The organism is Prauserella sediminis, from assembly GCF_014195435.1.
In the GTDB taxonomy this organism is placed as follows: domain Bacteria; phylum Actinomycetota; class Actinomycetes; order Mycobacteriales; family Pseudonocardiaceae; genus Prauserella; species Prauserella salsuginis.
This window is the reverse complement of record NZ_JACIBS010000017.1, coordinates 1-16,578: the sequence shown is the minus strand read 5'-3', so window position 1 is coordinate 16,578 and position 16,578 is coordinate 1. Positions and strand designations below refer to the sequence as shown.

Here is a 16,578-nt window from a genome sequence, read left to right as displayed (position 1 = left end):
ACCCGGGTTGATCATGAGCTCGCTGAACCGGCGTCCGTTGGCGGAGTTGGTGGCGACGCCGTCGCTGCCTTCGAGCGTCTCGAACTGTGCCGGTGTGAGGCGGTTGACGAAGTCGACCTCGCCGCTCTGCAGCGCCGACACCGCGGCGTCGGCGTTCTCGTACTGGATGAACTGCAGTTCGTCGACCGCGACATCACTGCGCCAGAAACGGTCGTTGGCCTCGAGCTTGACGAACCGGTTCGGCTGGTAGTCGCTGATCACGAACGGGCCGCTGCCCACGCCGACGTACTCGAGCGTGTCGGTCTTCGGGGCGGAGAAGTCCGCCACGTCCGACCAGATGTGCTCGGGCACGATCGGGATGTCGAGGGCGGTCATGCTGGCCTGCGGCTCGGAGGTCCGGACCTGGACGGTGTCCTCGTCCGGCGTGGTGACCTTCTCGAAGTTCTCGACGTAGCTGCCGTTGGCCTCGGCGGCCACCGGGTCGTTCATGATCTTCTCGAAGGTGAACTTCACGTCCTCGGACGTGACGTCCTCACCGTCGGACCACTTCACGTCCGGGTTGATCGTGTAGGTCCACGTCAGGCCGTCCTCCGACGACTCCCACTCCGAGGCCACGCCCGGGGACGGTGTGGCGTCCTCGGCCGACGGTGGCGTCATGAACTCCCAGGTCATCCGGCCGATCATCGTGCTGGAGGCGAAGCTGGCGGTGAACGGATTCAGGTGGTCGATCTCCTGCACCAGTGCGACACGGAGCACCGACTTCTCGCCGTCGCCGGTCTCCTGTGCGCCGGCTGCGGGAGTGAACGGCCCCGCTACGAGCAGGGGCGTCAACAGGGCGGCGGATACGGCTCTGCCGCGCCGGGATCGAGCGAATCGCACGGTTGCACCTCGTTGTCGACTGAGCGGATGACCCGAAGCGCAAAAAGTAACCACCCCCGCGAACGTGCTGTCAACGTTTTGCACACGGGTTGCCCACCGGAAACAGACGGAAGTAGGAAAGCCGCGCGGAAGCCGGTCCCGTGCCGAGGCGGTGCGCTGGTGGGCCGTCCGTCAGTGCGGAGCGAGGCCACGCTGGATGAGCGCTTCCTCCAGTTCGAGCCGCGCGATGTCGCGGTCGATGCCGGTCGCATCGTCGAGCCGGTCGGTCGGGATGTCGGCGATCGCGCAGGCTTCGGCCAGCACCGCGTCGTAGTGGGCGCAGGCTTCGTCCCGGTGGAAACGGGACGCATCGGCATCGAGGGTCACCAGGGCGTGGTGAGCGCGGCGCAGGTCGGCGGCCACGACTTCGACGGCGCGGTGTCGCGGGATCGGCCCTCCACCGGCCTGGTGCCGGAGGGCGGCACGGCGCGCGGCGCCCGGCAGCAACACGATGAGCAGCACCACGATCGTCGGTGCCACGAAGATCGCAGCGTGCACGAGGACGCCGGTGGCCATACCCCAGGATACGACGATTCCGGTCGAATCCGACACCGTCGGCGGCATGATCCTTTAGCGCGCCTAGGCGTCGTAGCCTGTGCCCATGACACAGCCTGCACCCGGCAGCGAGCCCGGTCGCCCCACCTCGGGGCCGAGAATCCTGATCTCCGCCGACATGGAAGGCGTCACCGGCGTCACCTGGACCGACGACGTCGTGCCGGGGACCGAGCAGTGGCAGCGGTTCCGCAAGCTGTTCACCGGTGACGTGAACGCGGCCGTCGCGGGCCTGTGCGCGGGTGGAGCAGACGGCGCCCTCGTCAACGAGGCGCACCTGTCGCAGCGAAACCTGCTCCTGGAGGAGCTCGACACCCGGGCGCGGCTGCTGACCGGCAGGCACAAGCCGCTGTCCATGATGGAAGGTGTCGATTCCGGTGTGGACGGTGCGGTGCTGCTCGGGTATCACGCGGGCTCCGGGTGCGAGGGCGTGCTGTCCCACACCTACCTGCCCGCGCACATCACCGGCGTGTGGCTCGACGACGCACCCGCCAGCGAAGGCAGGCTCAACACCGCGCTGGCCGCCGAGTACGGAGTGCCGGTCCTCGTCGTCACCGGCGACGACCGGGCGTGCGCCGACGCGGCCGAGTACGCGCCGGATGCCGAACACGTCGTCGTCAAGGAGTGCGTGAGCCGGTACGCGGCGGTGTGCGACCCGCCGTCGGTCACGGCGAGTCGGATCGCCGAGGCGGCCGAGCGGTCGATGACCCGCGCGAGCCGGGTGGCGCCGGTCGTCGCCCCGCACCGGATCGAGATCGAGTTCGATGCAAGCCATCTCGCGCAGGCCGCCGCGGTCGTGCCGACGGTGGCCGAAACCGGCCTGCGGCGGATCGCGTTCGAGGCCGCGACGATGACCGAGGCGATGAAGGCGTTCAAGGTCGTCACCGCGATCGCCGACAGCGCGGTGCAGGGCAAGTACGGCTGAGCCGGCCCCACCCCGCACCCCGCGAGCCGGATCGTGCGGGGCGCACCCTCAGTCGTCGAGGGCCTTGGTCGCCATGCCGGTGACCAGCGAGCCGATCGCGATGCCCATGACGACATACACCAGGGCGCTGGCGACCTGTACTTCGATCTCGACCGCGATCGTGAACGGCCACACCGCGAACACGACCGTCACCAGGCCGACGATCCAGCCGAGGAACGCCATCGGCCGGGGCGCGACCAGCAACAGCAGGTGTGCCAGCGCGGTGGCCAACAGCGAACCGACGACGCCGAAACCGGCCAGCCAGACGGCGCCGATGTAGTCGACGGCCCCTTCGGCGTTCGCCGGGGCGATCACGGGGATGTCGAACACGCCGGTGACGACCAGGGTGGCGACCACCCCGACCAGCGCGGCGACGAGCGCGGTCGCGGCGCCGCCCGCCCACAGCGTGCCTGCGTTGACACGCGGCTTCGCCGAGTCCGCGTGGCGGTAGTCGCCGTGGGACTCGTACCCGTCGGATCCGTAATAGCTGCTCACCATGCCTGACGGTAAACGCGGTGCAGCGTGTCCGCGACTCGACGCGGTACTCGATCGGGGGCGGTACTCCATCAGGGGATGTGGCTCGCGGTCTGCGGCGGTGTCGTCCGGACGCGCTTCCCCGGCGGTCTACGGTGTGGTGCGTGGCTCATACCGGTTCCCGCTGTACGCCTCGCTGCACGCTGAGCGCCGACGGGTGCGGAGGCGGTGTCCTCCGTCCAGCGTCACCGGGACCGTGCGGATGATCGGCACCGTCATGGAGACCGCGGTCGACCGGCTGCGCGCGTCGGATCCCGGATGGAGCCGTAGCCGCCGCGCCCTGTCGGCGATACTCGGCATCGGGATCGCGGTGTCGGTCCTCGTTCCGATCGGCCTGCCGCTGCCGGTGGTACTGGTCGGTTCCGTGAGTGCGCTGATGGCGGCGTTCACGATCAGCGATCCGGAGCCTGCGGGGCAGGCGGTGTCGCTCGGCCTCGTGTTCGTGGTCGGCGCCGCCGCGCTGACGGCCGCGAGTCTCGGCCAGGCCGTGCCGCCCCTCGACGGCATCGTGTTCGTGCTGCTGATCTTCGTGGCGGTCTACGCACAGCGGTTCGGTGTGCGCGGCATCGCACTCGGTTCGGCACCGTTCTTCCTGTTCTTCTTCGCGATGTTCCTGCAGACGCAGGTCCACCAGGTGCCTGTACTGCTGCTGGCGCTCGCCACGGGGCTGGGCGCGAACGCGATCGTGCGCTTCGTGCTGCTGCCGCGCAGGGCGGGCCGCGAGCTGCTCGCGATACGCCGTTCGTTCCGCACCAGGCTCAGTGCCAGCGTGACAGCCGCCGCGAACCACCTCGCAGCCGGCGGCACACAGCGCACCGGCAAACAACTCCGCCGCGCGGGCGACCGGTTGCACGAGGCGGTCCTGCTGATCGAGGACACCATCGCCGACGTCTTCGACGACCCGAAAGCCGCCGCACTGCTGCGGAGACGGGCACTGGAGGTCGAACTGGCCGCGCAGTGGCTCGCGATCACCACGCGCAGGGTGTGCGCCGAGAACCTCGACGAGGCGGTGCGCGACGACCTCGTGACGCGGCTGCAGCGCTTCCGCTCCCTCATCGAGCGCGATCCGCGGGAACTCCCGGTCATCGCCGACACCCGGGAGTTCAGCGAACTGCTCGTCAGTGGCAGCAGGCTGGGTGATCGCACCGAACCCGGCGACGACGTGCGCCGGGCGATCGCCGAACTCGCGCTCGCCGACCTCAACGCGCAGCGGATCGCCGAGAACGACTTCTCGGCCGAGGCGGAACCACCCGAGGGTGAGGAGGCCGAACGCACTCGGGTGTTCGCCTACGACAACAAGACGCGCAGTGCGATCCAGGCCGTGCTGGGCGGCGGCCTCGCGGTCGTCGGCGGCGAACTCGTGTCACACCAGCGGTGGTACTGGGCGGTGCTGACCGTGTTCGTCGTCTTCCTCGGCACCTCGAGTGCGGGCGCGACCCTGATCAAGAGCGCTCGCCGGATCGTGGGCACGATCGTCGGGATCTTCGCGGGCGCCCTGTGCGCCCTCGTCGTGGCCGAGAACGTGCCCGCCACGATCGTGCTGATCCTCGTGTGCGTGTTCGGCATGGTGTTCTTCGCGCGCGCCTCGCAGGTCGCGATGACGTTCTTCATCACGACGATGCTCGGGTTGCTCTACAGCCTGCTCGGCACGTTCAGCATCGACGTGCTCGGCGTGCGACTCGCCGAGACGGCCGTCGGCGCGGCCTCCGGGGTACTGGCCGCCGTCGTGATCGTGCCGGTCCGTACCCGTGCGGTGATGCTCGACGACGTCGCGACCGCGCTCGAAGACCTGCGGGAGTACGTGACGCAGGCCAGAGCGCTGCTGTCCGGGGTGGACAACGTGAATGTCATCGAGCTGTCGCGCACGCTGGACCGCGACGTCGAACAGGTCCGCGCCGTCGTCGAGCCGCTGACCCACCCGATCAGTCTGCGCGCGGCGCGGCGCGACTACGGCTGGTACGTGCTCGACACCCTCGACGCCGTCGCGTTCCGGGCACGGCACATCGCCGCGCGGGCCCGGCCGGGGCTGCTGGCGCTCGATGACCGGCTCGACACCGTCACCACGAGGATCACCCACAACATCGACGTGCTGCTGGACACCATCCGCTCCTCCCCCGGCATCCAGGGCCACATCGAACCGCCCCCCGGCGACGACGGGATCCGTCCCGACGACGAACCGGCACCGCGGGTCGTGCTGGCGAGTTTCGCGAAGCTCGACGAGGCCGTCGGCGCGCTAGGCAAAGCGTTCGGCGTCACACCTCGGCCCGGCTCAATCGGTACAGGTGAGGCGACGCACCCGCCCGGATCCGGCACCGCCGGATAGCATCCCGAGTACAAGCACTGAACCCATCAGCAGGAGAACGTTATGACCCAGGCCCCTGTCAACGTCACCGTCACCGGCGCGGCCGGCCAGATCGGTTACGCGCTGCTGTTCCGCATCGCGTCCGGTCAGCTGCTCGGCCAGGACACGCCGGTCAAGCTGCGGTTGCTGGAGATTCCGCAGGCGGTGAAGGCGGCCGAGGGCACCGCGCTGGAGCTCGAGGACTGTGCATTCCCGCTGCTGGCCGGTGTCGACATCTTCGACGACGCCAAGAAGGCCTTCGAAGGCGCCAATGTCGGCCTGCTCGTCGGCGCCCGTCCCCGCGCCAAGGGCATGGAGCGCGGCGACCTGCTGGAGGCCAACGGCGGCATCTTCAAGCCGCAGGGTGAGGCCATCAACGCCGGCGCGGCCGACGACGTGAAGGTCCTCGTCGTGGGCAACCCGGCCAACACGAACGCGCTGATCGCCCAGGCGCACGCCCCCGACGTGCCCAAGGAGCGCTTCACCGCCATGACGCGGCTGGACCACAACCGCGCCGCGGCTCAGCTGGCCACGAAGCTCGGTGTCGGCGTCGCCGACATCAAGAAGCTCACGATCTGGGGCAACCACTCTGCCACGCAGTACCCGGACATCTTCCACGCCGAGGTCGACGGCAAGAACGCCGCCGAGGCCGTCGGCGACCAGAAGTGGCTCGAGGACGAGTTCATCCCGCGCGTGGCCAAGCGCGGCGCGGAGATCATCGAGGCCCGTGGTGCCTCGTCCGCTGCGTCGGCGGCCAACGCCGCCATTGACCACGTCTACGACTGGGTCAACGGGACCGCCGAGGGCGACTGGGTCTCGATGGGGATTCCGTCGGACGGCTCCTACGGCGTGCCGGAGGGCATCATCTCCTCCTTCCCGGTCACCACGAAGAACGGCAAGTACGAGATCGTCCAGGGCCTGGAGATCGACGAGTTCTCCCGCGGCAAGATCGACGCCTCGGTCCAGGAGCTCACGGACGAGCGCGACACCGTGAAGCAGCTCGGCCTGATCTGATCACGTCTCCCGCACACAGGGGCCGCCGGAACCGCTCGTCGTTCCGGCGGCCCCTTTTGCTGCGCGGGCCTTTTCACGTACCCCGGTCGTGGCCGGTCGGTCGTGCGGGTCGATGACCGACTCGTGTCGAACCCGGTGACTACTCAACGTGCCGGCGGTCACGTTTCGAAATGCACGGAACGCCAGCTCTGCCCGATACGTCAATACTCCACATGCTGTCACGTCGACAGCGCCGACAACGCAGAGTGAGGTATACCGTGCGCAAGGGACGTATTGCCGCCGCGGCAGCACTGACCACGATGGGTCTGGCCCTTTCGGCCTGCGGTGGCGAGGGGGACGCCGACGCAGGCCAGCAGCAGAACCAGGAACAGAACTCCGCTCCGGCCAGCAGTTCCGCACCGGCCGAGTCCTCCGAGCCGGCCGACGGTGGCGACGTCAGCGCGCTCCCGGTCGACGACGAGGTCACCGCGCCCGGAACGACACTCGAGGTGGGTGAGCGCGCCGTCGTTCCGTTCGAGTACACCGGCGACAAGAAGGGCACGGTCGCCATCACCGTGACCGACATCAAGAAGGGTTCGCACGACGACCTTCCCAAGAAGAGCGACGGCTCGTCGGCCGACGAGCGCATCACGCCGTACTACATCGAGTTCACGGTCGAGAACGTCGGTGGCGACGAGCTGAAGTACTCCCGGGTCGACCTCGACGGGCGGCTCGCCGGCGGCGACTCCACGGGAGCAGTCCTCACCGTGATGGGTGGTGTGGACCAGTGTGAGAGCGAATCGGCACCGTCCGAGTTCGACGAACAGGGCGCTTCGTACGAGAGCTGCACCATCCAGGGCTCGGCGCGGGGCGATGTGACCGAGGTGCACTTCACCGAGTCCCCCGACTACGAGGAGAACCCGGTCGTCTGGACCAAGTGATCCGGACCTCTCCCCCGTCCCGGACCGCCGTGTTTCGGGAGGCACCCGTCGGCGCCGCTGCTCCTCCGCGCCCTGTCGCCGCACGCCGCGGCATGCGGCGACAGGGCTGAGGGGACGGCGCCGGAACGGCTTCCGTGGTCCCGGCGTCGGTTCGGCGCCGGGACCACGGCGTATCCGCCGCAAGGTCGCGGCTGCTCAACCCGCCGGTGTGACGTCCGGTTCGAGCAGCCGCCGCGCCTGCCGCGAGATCTCCGCGTACTGCCCCGTGGTCTCGGCGGTCTCGATCCGCCTGGCCAGGTCGAGGTATCCCTCGGCGAGCCGGAGCACGTAGGCCGCATCGGGTGCCGCCTCCTCCGACAGGAGCCGCTCGGCGTGCTCGCGTTCGAGTGCGAGGACACGATCCGCCAGCGCGTGGACGTCGGCACGGGCCGAGGCACGCGCGGACCTACGGTCGCGGCGGCGCTCCCGCACCGATGTTCCGCTCGCGGTGATCCCGTACCGCAGGAGCAGGAACAGCGCCGCGGCCGCGACGACACCGCCGACCACGTAGGCACTGATCCGCAGAGTCCGGAACGGCCCCGCGAGATCCCGGTCCCCCGGCGGCGGGTCGAGCCGTTCGATACCCGTCTCGTACGCCGGTACCAGCCCGTCGATGAGGGGAAGTCTGTCCGTGCGGTCCGCACGGGGGGCGCCGGCGCCTCCAGCGGAGGCGAGCACACCTTCGGCCCACGACACGGGCTCGTCCTCGGATCCGTGCGCCGGGAACTCGGGGCCGGCGCACGCGGTCTCGAACCCGGGACGCGGATGCAGCACAACCACCATCGTGTCCGGATACTCCCCGGCGATCGCCTCACACGTGGCCTCCATCGGCCCGTCGTACTCGGCCAGGTCGCCGAGAGCACCGGGGCGCCGTTGCACCTCGGCGATCGCGTCGCGGAAGTACGGCGCCTCCGCATGCAACGTGTCCTTGCCCGCGAAGCCGGCGACGAGGATCGGCCGGTCGCCGATGAGTTCACGGGCCGCGGACACGTCGAGCTGCCACTCGGCCCTGTCGCCGGACTCGACGTAGACGCTGCGTTCCCGTAATCCGTCGATCGCCCGGTCGGCCTCCGGGATCGACGTCGTCGACGAGGGCTCGTCGGGCGCTGCGAGCAGCGGGATCAGTACGCCGGCGATCGAGAACAACGCGCCGCCGACCAGCAGGATCCCGATCAGCCACCGCAGGCCCCGGCTCCGGGCCTCTCCGGTCATCGCACGTCCTCCAGCATCCGGCGGGCCTCACCGGCCACGTCGAGCGCGACGGCCAGCTCCGCGTCGGTGGTCGCCTGCTCGGCGAGGCCGACCGCCGTGGCATACCGCTCCGCCGCGGCTGCGCGGCCGGGGCCGGGGTCGTCGCGACCGTCGGCCACCGTGATGGCCGCGGCGACACGCGCCAGTTCCGCCGTCAATTCCGCACTCGCGAGCCGGAAGGCCCTCGCCTCGGATTCCTGGCGGCGGCGACGCCGCCACCACCACGCGCCCGCCGAGACGCTCGCGATGACGACGCCCGTCGCTGCGAACGCCCACGGGCCCACCACGCCACCGGTCTCGTCCGCGCTCGGCGGTTTCACCGGCACTCCTCGGGGATCGAGCGTGCCGCGGCGGATCTGACCGATCCGCTCGTAGAAGTCACCGACCGCCGACGCGGGCCGGCCCAGCCACAGCAGGTCGTCGTTCCGGTTGTCCCTGGCGTACTGCAGCGCCGTGTCGACGGCGTCGCGGTCACCGGGCCCGGCCGCGTCGACCCACAGGCCACGGACGACGACCACGGTGTCTTCGGGGAACCGCCGCGACAAGGCCGGTAGCGGGTCGTCCACGGGCTGTCCCGGCCTGGCCGGAGGAAGGTAGGCGATGCGGAAGCGGCCGAACTCCTCTGCGTCGTACGGCGGCCGTTCGATGTCGCCGTGGCCGATGCCGTCGGTGCTCATGCCGTCGGCGATCCGGTCGCGCTCCAGGTCGGTCGCGAGCCGGTCGACGGTGGCGCGCGGGGCCGGTTCACGCGCCGGCGGCGGCGCAGGATCGGCAGGGTCGGCGCGGCGCGCCATGCGGAGGACATCGACCAACGGCGCGGTGACGTCGTAGGTCGTCATGACCGTGCGGGCGTGCCTGCGATTCACGGCGTTCGACCAGTCGCCTTCGGGACCGTCGCCGTAGTACCGGCCGCCGGCGAACTCGAACCAATCGGTACCCACCTGCAGTCCGCCGACGGTGATCAGCTCGTCCTGCTCGCCGAGGTGGTCGTCGAGCGCGTTCCTGATGGAGATCCCGGATCGGCCGATCGGGGCGACCACGATGTACACCGTTCCTGCGACCTCGGCGTCGGCACTCCGGCGCTGCTGCCGGATGGTCGCGTCGTCGAACCGGGCCTGCGCGCCCGGCATCACGTGCACCGGATCCTGCTGGAGGCCGCGCCAGATCGCCTCTCCGTCCGGTTCCGGACGCTCCTGCGCTTTCCCCGCGGTCGCAGCTGTCCCAGGCACACCGGTCCCGGACACGCCGAGTCCGAGGACACACCCCAGTACGGCGAGCGTCGCAGCAGCCCTACGCACCGGTGTCGTCCACGGCACCGCTGTACGGAAGTGGCGTGCCCAGCAGGCGGCACGCACGAACGATGTGGTCCATACCGGCGGCGGCGACCTCGTCGGCGACCCGGCACTCCTCGGCCGTAGTCGCCTCGGCGAGCAGTGCGCCCGTGGTGTGCCACCGCTCCCGCGCCCGCGCGAGACTGTCCGCCGCGGCGGCGTTGTCACCGGGCGCGAGGGTCTCCAGGCAGAAGCCGAGCCGGTTGTGGGCGGCGCGCGCGGTGGCCGTCGCCGCGGCCAGTTCACGCCGGTGTTCGCTGCGGCGACGAGCGGGCAGCGCGGCACCGGCTACGACGGCGCCGACACCGATGGCCAGGGGAATGATCGGGAGCACGAACCCGAAGCCTAGCGAGCGCGGATGGGACCCGCGTTCGGGGCAGGCCCATCCGCGCCCGGGTCACGCTGCGGTCAGGCCTCGGCGCTCCAGCAACGGCCGCAACTCCGGGTCGCGGCCGCGGAAGGCACGGAATGCCTCCATCACGTCGACACTGCCGCCCTTGGCGAGCAGCTCCGTACGGAATCGGTCCCCGTTCTCCCTCGTCAGCCCGCCGCTGGCCCGGAACCACTCGACCGATTCGGCGTCGAGCACCTCGGACCAGATGTAGGAGTAGTAGCCGGCCGCGTAGGAGTTGCTGAACACGTGGGCGAAGTACGTGCTGCGGTAGCGCGGCGGGATCGTCGCCAGCGCGACGCCCGCCTTCTCCAACGCTTCGGCCTCGAACCGGTCGACGTCGGTCACGTCGGCGTCCGGGGAAAGGGTGTGCCAGGCGAGGTCGAGCAGCGACGCCGCGAGGTACTCCGTGGTGCGGAACCCTTCGCCGTAGCGGCTCGCCTCCTCCAGCTTGGACGCCGTCTCCTGCGGCAGCGGCTCGCCGGTGAGGTGGTGCCGCGCGTAGTTCGCCAGCACCTCCGGCCACAACGCCCACATCTCGTTGACCTGCGACGGGAACTCGACGAAGTCGCGCGGCACGTTCGTGCCCTCCAGCGACTGGTACTCCACATCGGACACCAGCCCGTGCAGAGCGTGGCCGAACTCGTGGAAGAGCGTGGTCACCTCGTCGTAGGTCAGCAGTGCCGACTCACCCTCCGGAGGCTTGGTGATGTTGAGGTTGTTCACCACTACCGGACGCTGTCCCAGCAGCCGCGACTGCTCGACGAGGTTGTTCATCCACGCTCCGCCGCGCTTGGCGTCACGCGTGAAGTAGTCGCCCAGATACAACCCGATCGGCCGGCCGTCGGCGTCGAACACCTCCCACACGCGCACATCCGGGTGGTATCCGGACAAGTCCGGCCGCTCGGTGAACGTGAGCCCGTACAGCTTGCCCGCGGCGTGGAACACGCCGTCGACGAGCACACGTTCCAGTTCGAAGTACGGCCGGAGTGCGGCGTCGTCGATGTCGTACTTGCGTTTCCGGACCCGCTCGGCGTAGTAGGCCCAGTCCCAGGGCTGCAGGTCGCCCTCGACGCCGTCGGCGGTGAGTTCCTCCTGCAGTTCGGCCGCCTCCGCGTTCGCGTTGGCGACGGCGGCGGGCGCCAGCCGCTCCAGCATGGCCACCGCGGCATCGGCGGACCCGGCCGTCTGGTCCTCGATGGCGTACGCCGCGTGATGCGGGTAGCCCAGTACGGCAGCGCGTTCGGCCCGCAGGCGGGCGATCGTGGCCAGCACGTCCTTGTTGTCGTGTTCGTTGCCGCGGCCGGCCCGTGAGACGGACGCGCGGAACACCCGCTTGCGCAGTTCGCGGTTCTCCAGCGACGCGAGTACCGGCTGGGCCGACGGCAGGCCGAGCGTGAGCAGGTACTTGCCGTCCTCACCCCGCGCGGTGGCCGCCTCTGCCGCCGCCGCGATCGCGCCGTCGGACAGCCCCGCCAGCTCGTCGCGTGTGGACACCAGAACCGCGAGGTCGTTGGTGTCGGCCAGCAGGTTGTCCTGGAACCGGGTCTCCAGCCGGGACAGCTCCTCGTTCAGCTCGCGCAGCCGCGTCTGCTTGTCCTCGGGAAGATCCGCGCCGGCACGCCGGAACGCGATGTGGGTGCGGTGCAGCAGCCAGTCCTGTTCCGGGGTGAGGTCGAGCTCCTCGCGCTGGGCGTGGACCGCATCGACGCGGGCGAACAGCGCGGCGTTGAGATGGATCTCGTCCGAGTGGGCCGCCAGCCGCGGAGCCACCTCGGTCTGTACCTCCCGGCGCACGTCCGTGGAGTCCGCCGCGGTCAGGTTGAACAGAATCTGGGACACGCGGTGCAGCAACTGCCCCGAACACTCGAGCGCGACGATCGTGTTCTCGAACGTCGGCGACTCCGGGTCGTCGGCGATCGCCGCGATCTCCGCCCGGTGCTCGGCGAACGCCGCCTCGAAAGCGGGCAGGAAGTGCTCGTCGGAGATGCGGTCGAACGGCGGCAGCCCGTACGGCAGATCACTCGGCGCCAGCAGCGGGTTGTCGGTCACGCGTTGTCCTTTCGTCCAGTGGTACCACCGATGACGGCGTCGGAGGAGTCGGCCCGCTTACCGCGCCTGCGGCCGCGCTTGGCGGGTTTCGGGGGCACGATCCCGGAGAGATCGCCCGCGTTGTCGTTGATGCGCAACACGAACGGCCTGGTCTCGCTGTAGCGCACGACCGACAGCGAACCCGGGTCGACGACGATGCGCTGGAAACCGTCGAGGTGCTGGCCGAGGGCGTCGGCGAGGATCGACTTGATGACGTCGCCGTGGCTGCACAGTGCCCACACGACGTGCTCACCGTGCTCGGCCGTCAGCCGTGCGTCGTGGTCCCGCACAGCCGCCACGGCGCGAGCCTGCACGCCGGCCAGGCCCTCCCCGCCGGGAAACACCGCCGCGGACGGATGAGCCTGGACGACCCGCCACAGCGGCTCCTTCGTGAGACTCTTCAGTTCCCGGCCGGTCCAGTCGCCGTAGTCCACTTCGGATAACCGCGACTCGGCCACCCGCGTGAGCCCGCGCGCCTTCGCGAGCGGTTCGAGCGTCTGCTTGCACCGCAGCAGCGGTGACGACACGAGCGCGGCCAACGGCACGTCCGCAAGCCGGTCCACCAGCCGTTGCGCCTGCTCGCGCCCCGTTTCGTCCAGGCCGACCTTCGGCGTGCGTCCGGCGAGCACACCCGAGCCGTTGGCCGACGACCGACCGTGCCGCAGCAGAATGACGGTTCCCACGCCCGTCACCCTACGCCGACTCCGGGGCGTGGATCAGCTCTCCACCGGTCCGGCGTGCGGGTCGAGCACGCCCGTGAACACCAGCACGTACAGCAGCACGCCCAGCGCAACCCGGTAGATCACGAACGGCAGGAACGAGTGCCGCTTGATGTAGGACATCAGCCAGGCGATCACCGCGAATCCGACGCCGAACGCCACGACCGTCGCCAGGATCGTCGGCCCCCATGCCGGACCCTGCCCTTCACCGATGTCGGTGAGCTTGTACAGACCGGACGCAAGCACCGCGGGCACCGCGAGCAGGAACGAGTACTCCGCGGCGGCCGAACGGTTGTAGCCCATCAGCCGGCCACCGGTGATCGTGCCGCCGGACCGGGACACGCCGGGCACGAGCGCGAGCGCCTGGAAGAACCCGTACGTCAGACCGTGCTTGACGGTCAGATGGTCCAGATCGCGGTCCTGCCTGCCCATCCGGTCGGCCAGCAGCAGGAAGATGCCGAACACGATCAGCGTCGTGGCGATGAGCCGCAGGTCGCGGAACACGTGGCTGATCTGTTCCTCGAACAGCAACCCCAGCACACCGATGGGGATCGAACCGACGATGATCAGCCAGCCCATCCGCGCGTCCGGATGGCGGCGGTACTCGGGCTTGTAAATCGAGAAGAACCAGTTCTTCAGGATGCTGCCGATCTTCTTCCCGAAGTACAGCAGCACGGCCAGCTCTGTCCCGATCTGCGTCACGGCCGTGAACGCCGCGCCAGGGTCACCCCAGCCCGCGAACGCCGCCGTCACCCGCAGGTGCGCGCTCGACGAGATCGGCAGGAACTCCGTCAGCCCCTGGACGATGCCCAGGACCAGCGCCTCGAACCACCCCATCAGCCGGCCACCCCCGCCAGTTCCAGCGCCTCGACGGCCGTGCGCAGCGCGTCGAAGCCCTGCTCGGGAGCCACGAACGGCGACAGGCTCACCGTCGTCGCGCCGGCCTCGGCGAACGCGGCCAGCCGCTCGGCGATCCGCTCCTTCGGGCCCAGCAGCGACGTCGCGTCCAGGAACTCGGCCGGCACCGCGGCCATCGCGCCCGCGTGATCCTTCGCGAGGAACTTCTCCTGGACCTCGGCGGCCTCGGCCTCGAAGCCCATCCGCACCGCGAGCCGGTTGTAGAAGTTCTTGTCCTTGCTGCCCATGCCGCCCAGGTACAGCGCGGCGTAGGCACGCACCGAGTCGGCACACACCCGCCAGTCCTCGCCCGGCACGAGCGGCACCGTCGGCGCGATGTCGAACGACGAGAGGTCACGGCCTGCCTTCTCCGCACCAGCCCGCAGCTGGGCCAGCTGGTCGCCGGCGTGTTCGGGCGAGAAGAACACCGGCAGCCAGCCGTCGGCGAGCTCGCCGGTCAACTCGACGTTCTTCGGGCCGATCGCGGCGAGGTACATCGGCACGTGCTCGCGCACCGGATGCACGGTCAGCCGCAGCGCCTTGCCCGGCCCGTCCGGCAGCGGCAGCCGGAAGTGCTCGCCCTCGTAGGCGACCTTCTCGCGGCGCAGTGCCGTCCGGACGATGTCCATGTACTCCCGCGTGCGACCCAGCGGCGAGGTGAACCGCACTCCGTGCCAGCCCTCGGACACCTGTGGGCCCGACACCCCGAGCCCCAGCCGGAACCGGCCACCGGACAGCGAGTCGAGCGTCGCGGCCGTCATCGCCGTCGTCGCGGGCGTGCGCGCCGGGATCTGCAGCACCGCGCTGCCGACGTCGATATTCGACGTCTGTGCTGCGACCCACGCCAGCACGGTCGGCGCGTCCGAGCCGTACGCCTCCGCCGCCCACACGACGGAGAAACCGAGCTCGTCGGCGTGTTTGGCCAGTGTCAAATTACTCGCATCGTTCCCGGCGCCCCAGTAGCCGAGATTCAAACCCAGTCGCACGGGCAGCGACACTATCGGTGGCCGGACATGCCGCCGATAGTGCCTTGGTCAATCTCGCGGACGGGTGATGACTACGCTGGGCAGCCATGGAATGTCGCCCGCTCGGCGCTTCGGGCGCGCAGGTGTCCCGCATGGGCCTCGGCACGTTGTCGTGGGGCACCGGCACCGACGCCGAAGAAGCCGCCAACCAGCTCGTGGCCTTCGTCGACGCGGGAGGCACGCTCGTCGACACCGCCGATGTCTACGGCGACGGCGAGAGCGAACGGATCCTCGGTTCCCTCATGGCCGACCTCGTGCCCCGCGAGGACATCGTGCTCGCCACGAAGGCCGCGGCCCGCCGTGAGTCAGGGCCGTTCGGCGGTGGCGCCTCCCGCGGGTCGCTGCTGGCCGCGCTCGAGGGTTCGCTGCGGCGCCTCGGCGTCGACCACATCGACCTGTGGCAGGTGCACGCGTGGGATCCGGCCGTGCCGCTCGATGAGACGCTTTCGGCCCTCGACCACGCCGTCACCAGCGGAAAGGTCCGCTACATCGGCGTGTCCAACTACGCGGGCTGGCAACTGGCCACGGCGGCGTGCGGCCTGCGCACCACGCGCATCGTGGCCACCCAGACCGAGTACTCCCTGCTCGAACGCACCCCCGAGCGGGAGATCGTGCCCGCTGCGGGCCATCACGGCATCGGCCTGCTGCCGTGGGCACCACTCGGCCGCGGGGTGCTGACCGGCAAGTACCGGTCGGGCACGCCCGCGGACTCCCGTGGCGCCGACCCTGCCTACGGCGGCTACGTCGACCATCACCGCACCGACCGCGCGAGCCGCATCGTCGAAGCCGTCGCCACCGCGGCCGAGGGCCTCGGCACCTCGCCGTTGGCGGTCGCGCTGGCCTGGGTCCGCGACCGGCCCGGCGTCGTCGCTCCCGTCGTCGGAGCCCGCGACGCCACCCAGCTCGCCGGATCACTCGCCGCCGAGGAACTGACCCTGCCGGAGGCCATCCGCGGCGCACTCGACGACGTCAGCCTGCCCGCCGACGACGGCGCGACCGCACGCTCCGGTGCGGCCGACGCCACCGACCCGAACGAGGATTCCCCGTGACCGCGCCGCCCACAGCTCACCCCGCGCCGGACGCCGGCGCACCGTCCGTGTCCCGGCGAGCGTTCCGGTGGACGGCTCTCGCGCTCACCTCGGTCCTGCTACTGACCGGCTGTTCCGATGCGGGCGCCGGGGGCGACCAACTTCAGGTCGTCGAGGATCCGGAGCGGGCGAGCGCCGCATCCGCGCCCCCGACGACCGAGGAGCCGGCGGGCCGGGTGGTGCCGGCCGACGGAGACATCACCGACGTCGCCACGGCCCACGGCACCCTGGCGGCCGCCATGGCCGACGAGGACGCCGTGCGGCTCTACGATCTCGAAAAACCCGGCGCCGAGGCACGCACCGTCTCACTGCCGGGTGAGGTCACGAGCCTGACCACGATCGAGGGCACAGTCGTCGCCGCCATGCCGGACGCCGGAGCCTTCGCCCGCATCGATGTCGGGGCGGGCGAGGCCGACGTCGTCGAACTCGACGGGGCGCCCGCGGGCGTCGCCGCCGACGGCGACCGCACCCTCGTGGCCCTGCGCGACGCCAAGGCGGTGCAG

Annotated in this window: 15 protein-coding genes and 1 pseudogene; 6 read left to right on the top strand and 10 right to left on the bottom strand. The window is 70.4% G+C overall.

What is annotated here, in order from left to right; all coding sequences use genetic code 11:
• Positions 1–879 (bottom strand): ABC transporter substrate-binding protein (locus tag FB384_RS26145; RefSeq protein WP_323985445.1); only part of this gene is annotated, 879 nt, incomplete at its 3' end.
• Positions 880–1,050: 171 nt separating this feature from the next.
• Positions 1,051–1,470 carry a hypothetical protein gene (locus FB384_RS26140; protein WP_183787518.1) on the bottom strand — a complete coding sequence of 140 codons (420 nt, stop codon included), beginning with the start codon at positions 1,468–1,470 and terminating at the stop codon, positions 1,051–1,053.
• 49 nt (positions 1,471–1,519) lie between these two features.
• Here FB384_RS26140 and FB384_RS26135 point away from each other — a divergent pair, with 49 nt between their 5' ends.
• Complete coding sequence (locus FB384_RS26135; RefSeq protein WP_183787517.1) at positions 1,520–2,395, top strand: M55 family metallopeptidase; 876 nt, start codon at positions 1,520–1,522, stop codon at positions 2,393–2,395.
• Between the two features lie 48 nt (positions 2,396–2,443).
• On the opposite strand, the gene FB384_RS26130 is transcribed toward FB384_RS26135, so the two are convergent.
• Positions 2,444–2,929, bottom strand: coding sequence for a DUF6069 family protein (locus FB384_RS26130; protein WP_221213703.1), 486 nt, complete (start codon positions 2,927–2,929; stop codon positions 2,444–2,446).
• A 241-nt stretch (positions 2,930–3,170) separates the two neighbouring features.
• On the opposite strand from FB384_RS26130, the gene FB384_RS26125 reads away from it, so the two are divergent.
• The 3 genes from FB384_RS26125 (at position 3,171) to FB384_RS26115 (ending at position 7,243) form a co-directional block, all read left to right on the top strand.
• A complete protein-coding gene (locus tag FB384_RS26125) occupies positions 3,171–5,291 on the top strand; it encodes an FUSC family protein (protein WP_183787516.1) in 2,121 nt (706 codons plus the stop codon).
• 42 nt (positions 5,292–5,333) lie between these two features.
• Positions 5,334–6,323 carry a malate dehydrogenase gene (locus FB384_RS26120; RefSeq protein ID WP_183787515.1) on the top strand — a complete coding sequence of 330 codons (990 nt, stop codon included), beginning with the start codon at positions 5,334–5,336 and terminating at the stop codon, positions 6,321–6,323.
• A gap of 257 nt (positions 6,324–6,580) precedes the next feature.
• The gene (locus FB384_RS26115) at positions 6,581–7,243 is read left to right on the top strand and encodes a hypothetical protein (protein WP_183787514.1); all 663 of its coding nucleotides are present in this window, start codon (positions 6,581–6,583) and stop codon (positions 7,241–7,243) included.
• Between the two features lie 195 nt (positions 7,244–7,438).
• On the opposite strand, the gene FB384_RS26110 is transcribed toward FB384_RS26115, so the two are convergent.
• From FB384_RS26110 to FB384_RS26080, 7 genes are all read right to left on the bottom strand, one after another.
• A complete protein-coding gene (locus tag FB384_RS26110; RefSeq protein WP_183787513.1) occupies positions 7,439–8,494 on the bottom strand; it encodes a hypothetical protein in 1,056 nt (351 codons plus the stop codon).
• Entirely contained in the window at positions 8,491–9,831 is a 1,341-nt protein-coding gene (locus FB384_RS26105; protein ID WP_183787512.1) for a hypothetical protein, read from the bottom strand. Before FB384_RS26105 ends, FB384_RS26110 begins: the two co-directional genes overlap by 4 nt.
• Positions 9,824–10,198 carry a hypothetical protein gene (locus FB384_RS26100; protein WP_183787511.1) on the bottom strand — a complete coding sequence of 125 codons (375 nt, stop codon included), beginning with the start codon at positions 10,196–10,198 and terminating at the stop codon, positions 9,824–9,826. Before FB384_RS26100 ends, FB384_RS26105 begins: the two co-directional genes overlap by 8 nt.
• Positions 10,199–10,261: 63 nt before the next feature.
• A complete protein-coding gene (locus tag FB384_RS26095) occupies positions 10,262–12,307 on the bottom strand; it encodes a M3 family metallopeptidase (protein ID WP_183787510.1) in 2,046 nt (681 codons plus the stop codon).
• Positions 12,304–13,029 (bottom strand): histidine phosphatase family protein, encoded by a 726-nt coding sequence (locus FB384_RS26090; protein ID WP_183787509.1) that lies wholly within the window; start codon positions 13,027–13,029, stop codon positions 12,304–12,306. The genes FB384_RS26095 and FB384_RS26090 overlap by 4 nt, the downstream gene beginning before the upstream one ends.
• A gap of 33 nt (positions 13,030–13,062) precedes the next feature.
• Positions 13,063–13,902 (bottom strand): undecaprenyl-diphosphate phosphatase, encoded by an 840-nt coding sequence (locus FB384_RS26085; RefSeq protein ID WP_183787508.1) that lies wholly within the window; start codon positions 13,900–13,902, stop codon positions 13,063–13,065.
• Positions 13,902–14,948, bottom strand: coding sequence for an LLM class F420-dependent oxidoreductase (locus FB384_RS26080; RefSeq protein WP_183787507.1), 1,047 nt, complete (start codon positions 14,946–14,948; stop codon positions 13,902–13,904). The genes FB384_RS26085 and FB384_RS26080 overlap by 1 nt, the downstream gene beginning before the upstream one ends.
• 86 nt (positions 14,949–15,034) lie before the next feature.
• Here FB384_RS26080 and FB384_RS26075 point away from each other — a divergent pair, with 86 nt between their 5' ends.
• Both FB384_RS26075 and FB384_RS26070 read left to right on the top strand, forming a co-directional pair.
• Positions 15,035–16,036: an aldo/keto reductase gene (locus tag FB384_RS26075; RefSeq protein WP_183787506.1), complete on the top strand. Its 1,002-nt coding sequence runs from the start codon at positions 15,035–15,037 to the stop codon at positions 16,034–16,036.
• Positions 16,033–16,578 (top strand): annotated as a pseudogene (locus tag FB384_RS26070) (hypothetical protein); the annotation flags it as partial. The gene FB384_RS26075 and the pseudogene FB384_RS26070, both read left to right, overlap by 4 nt.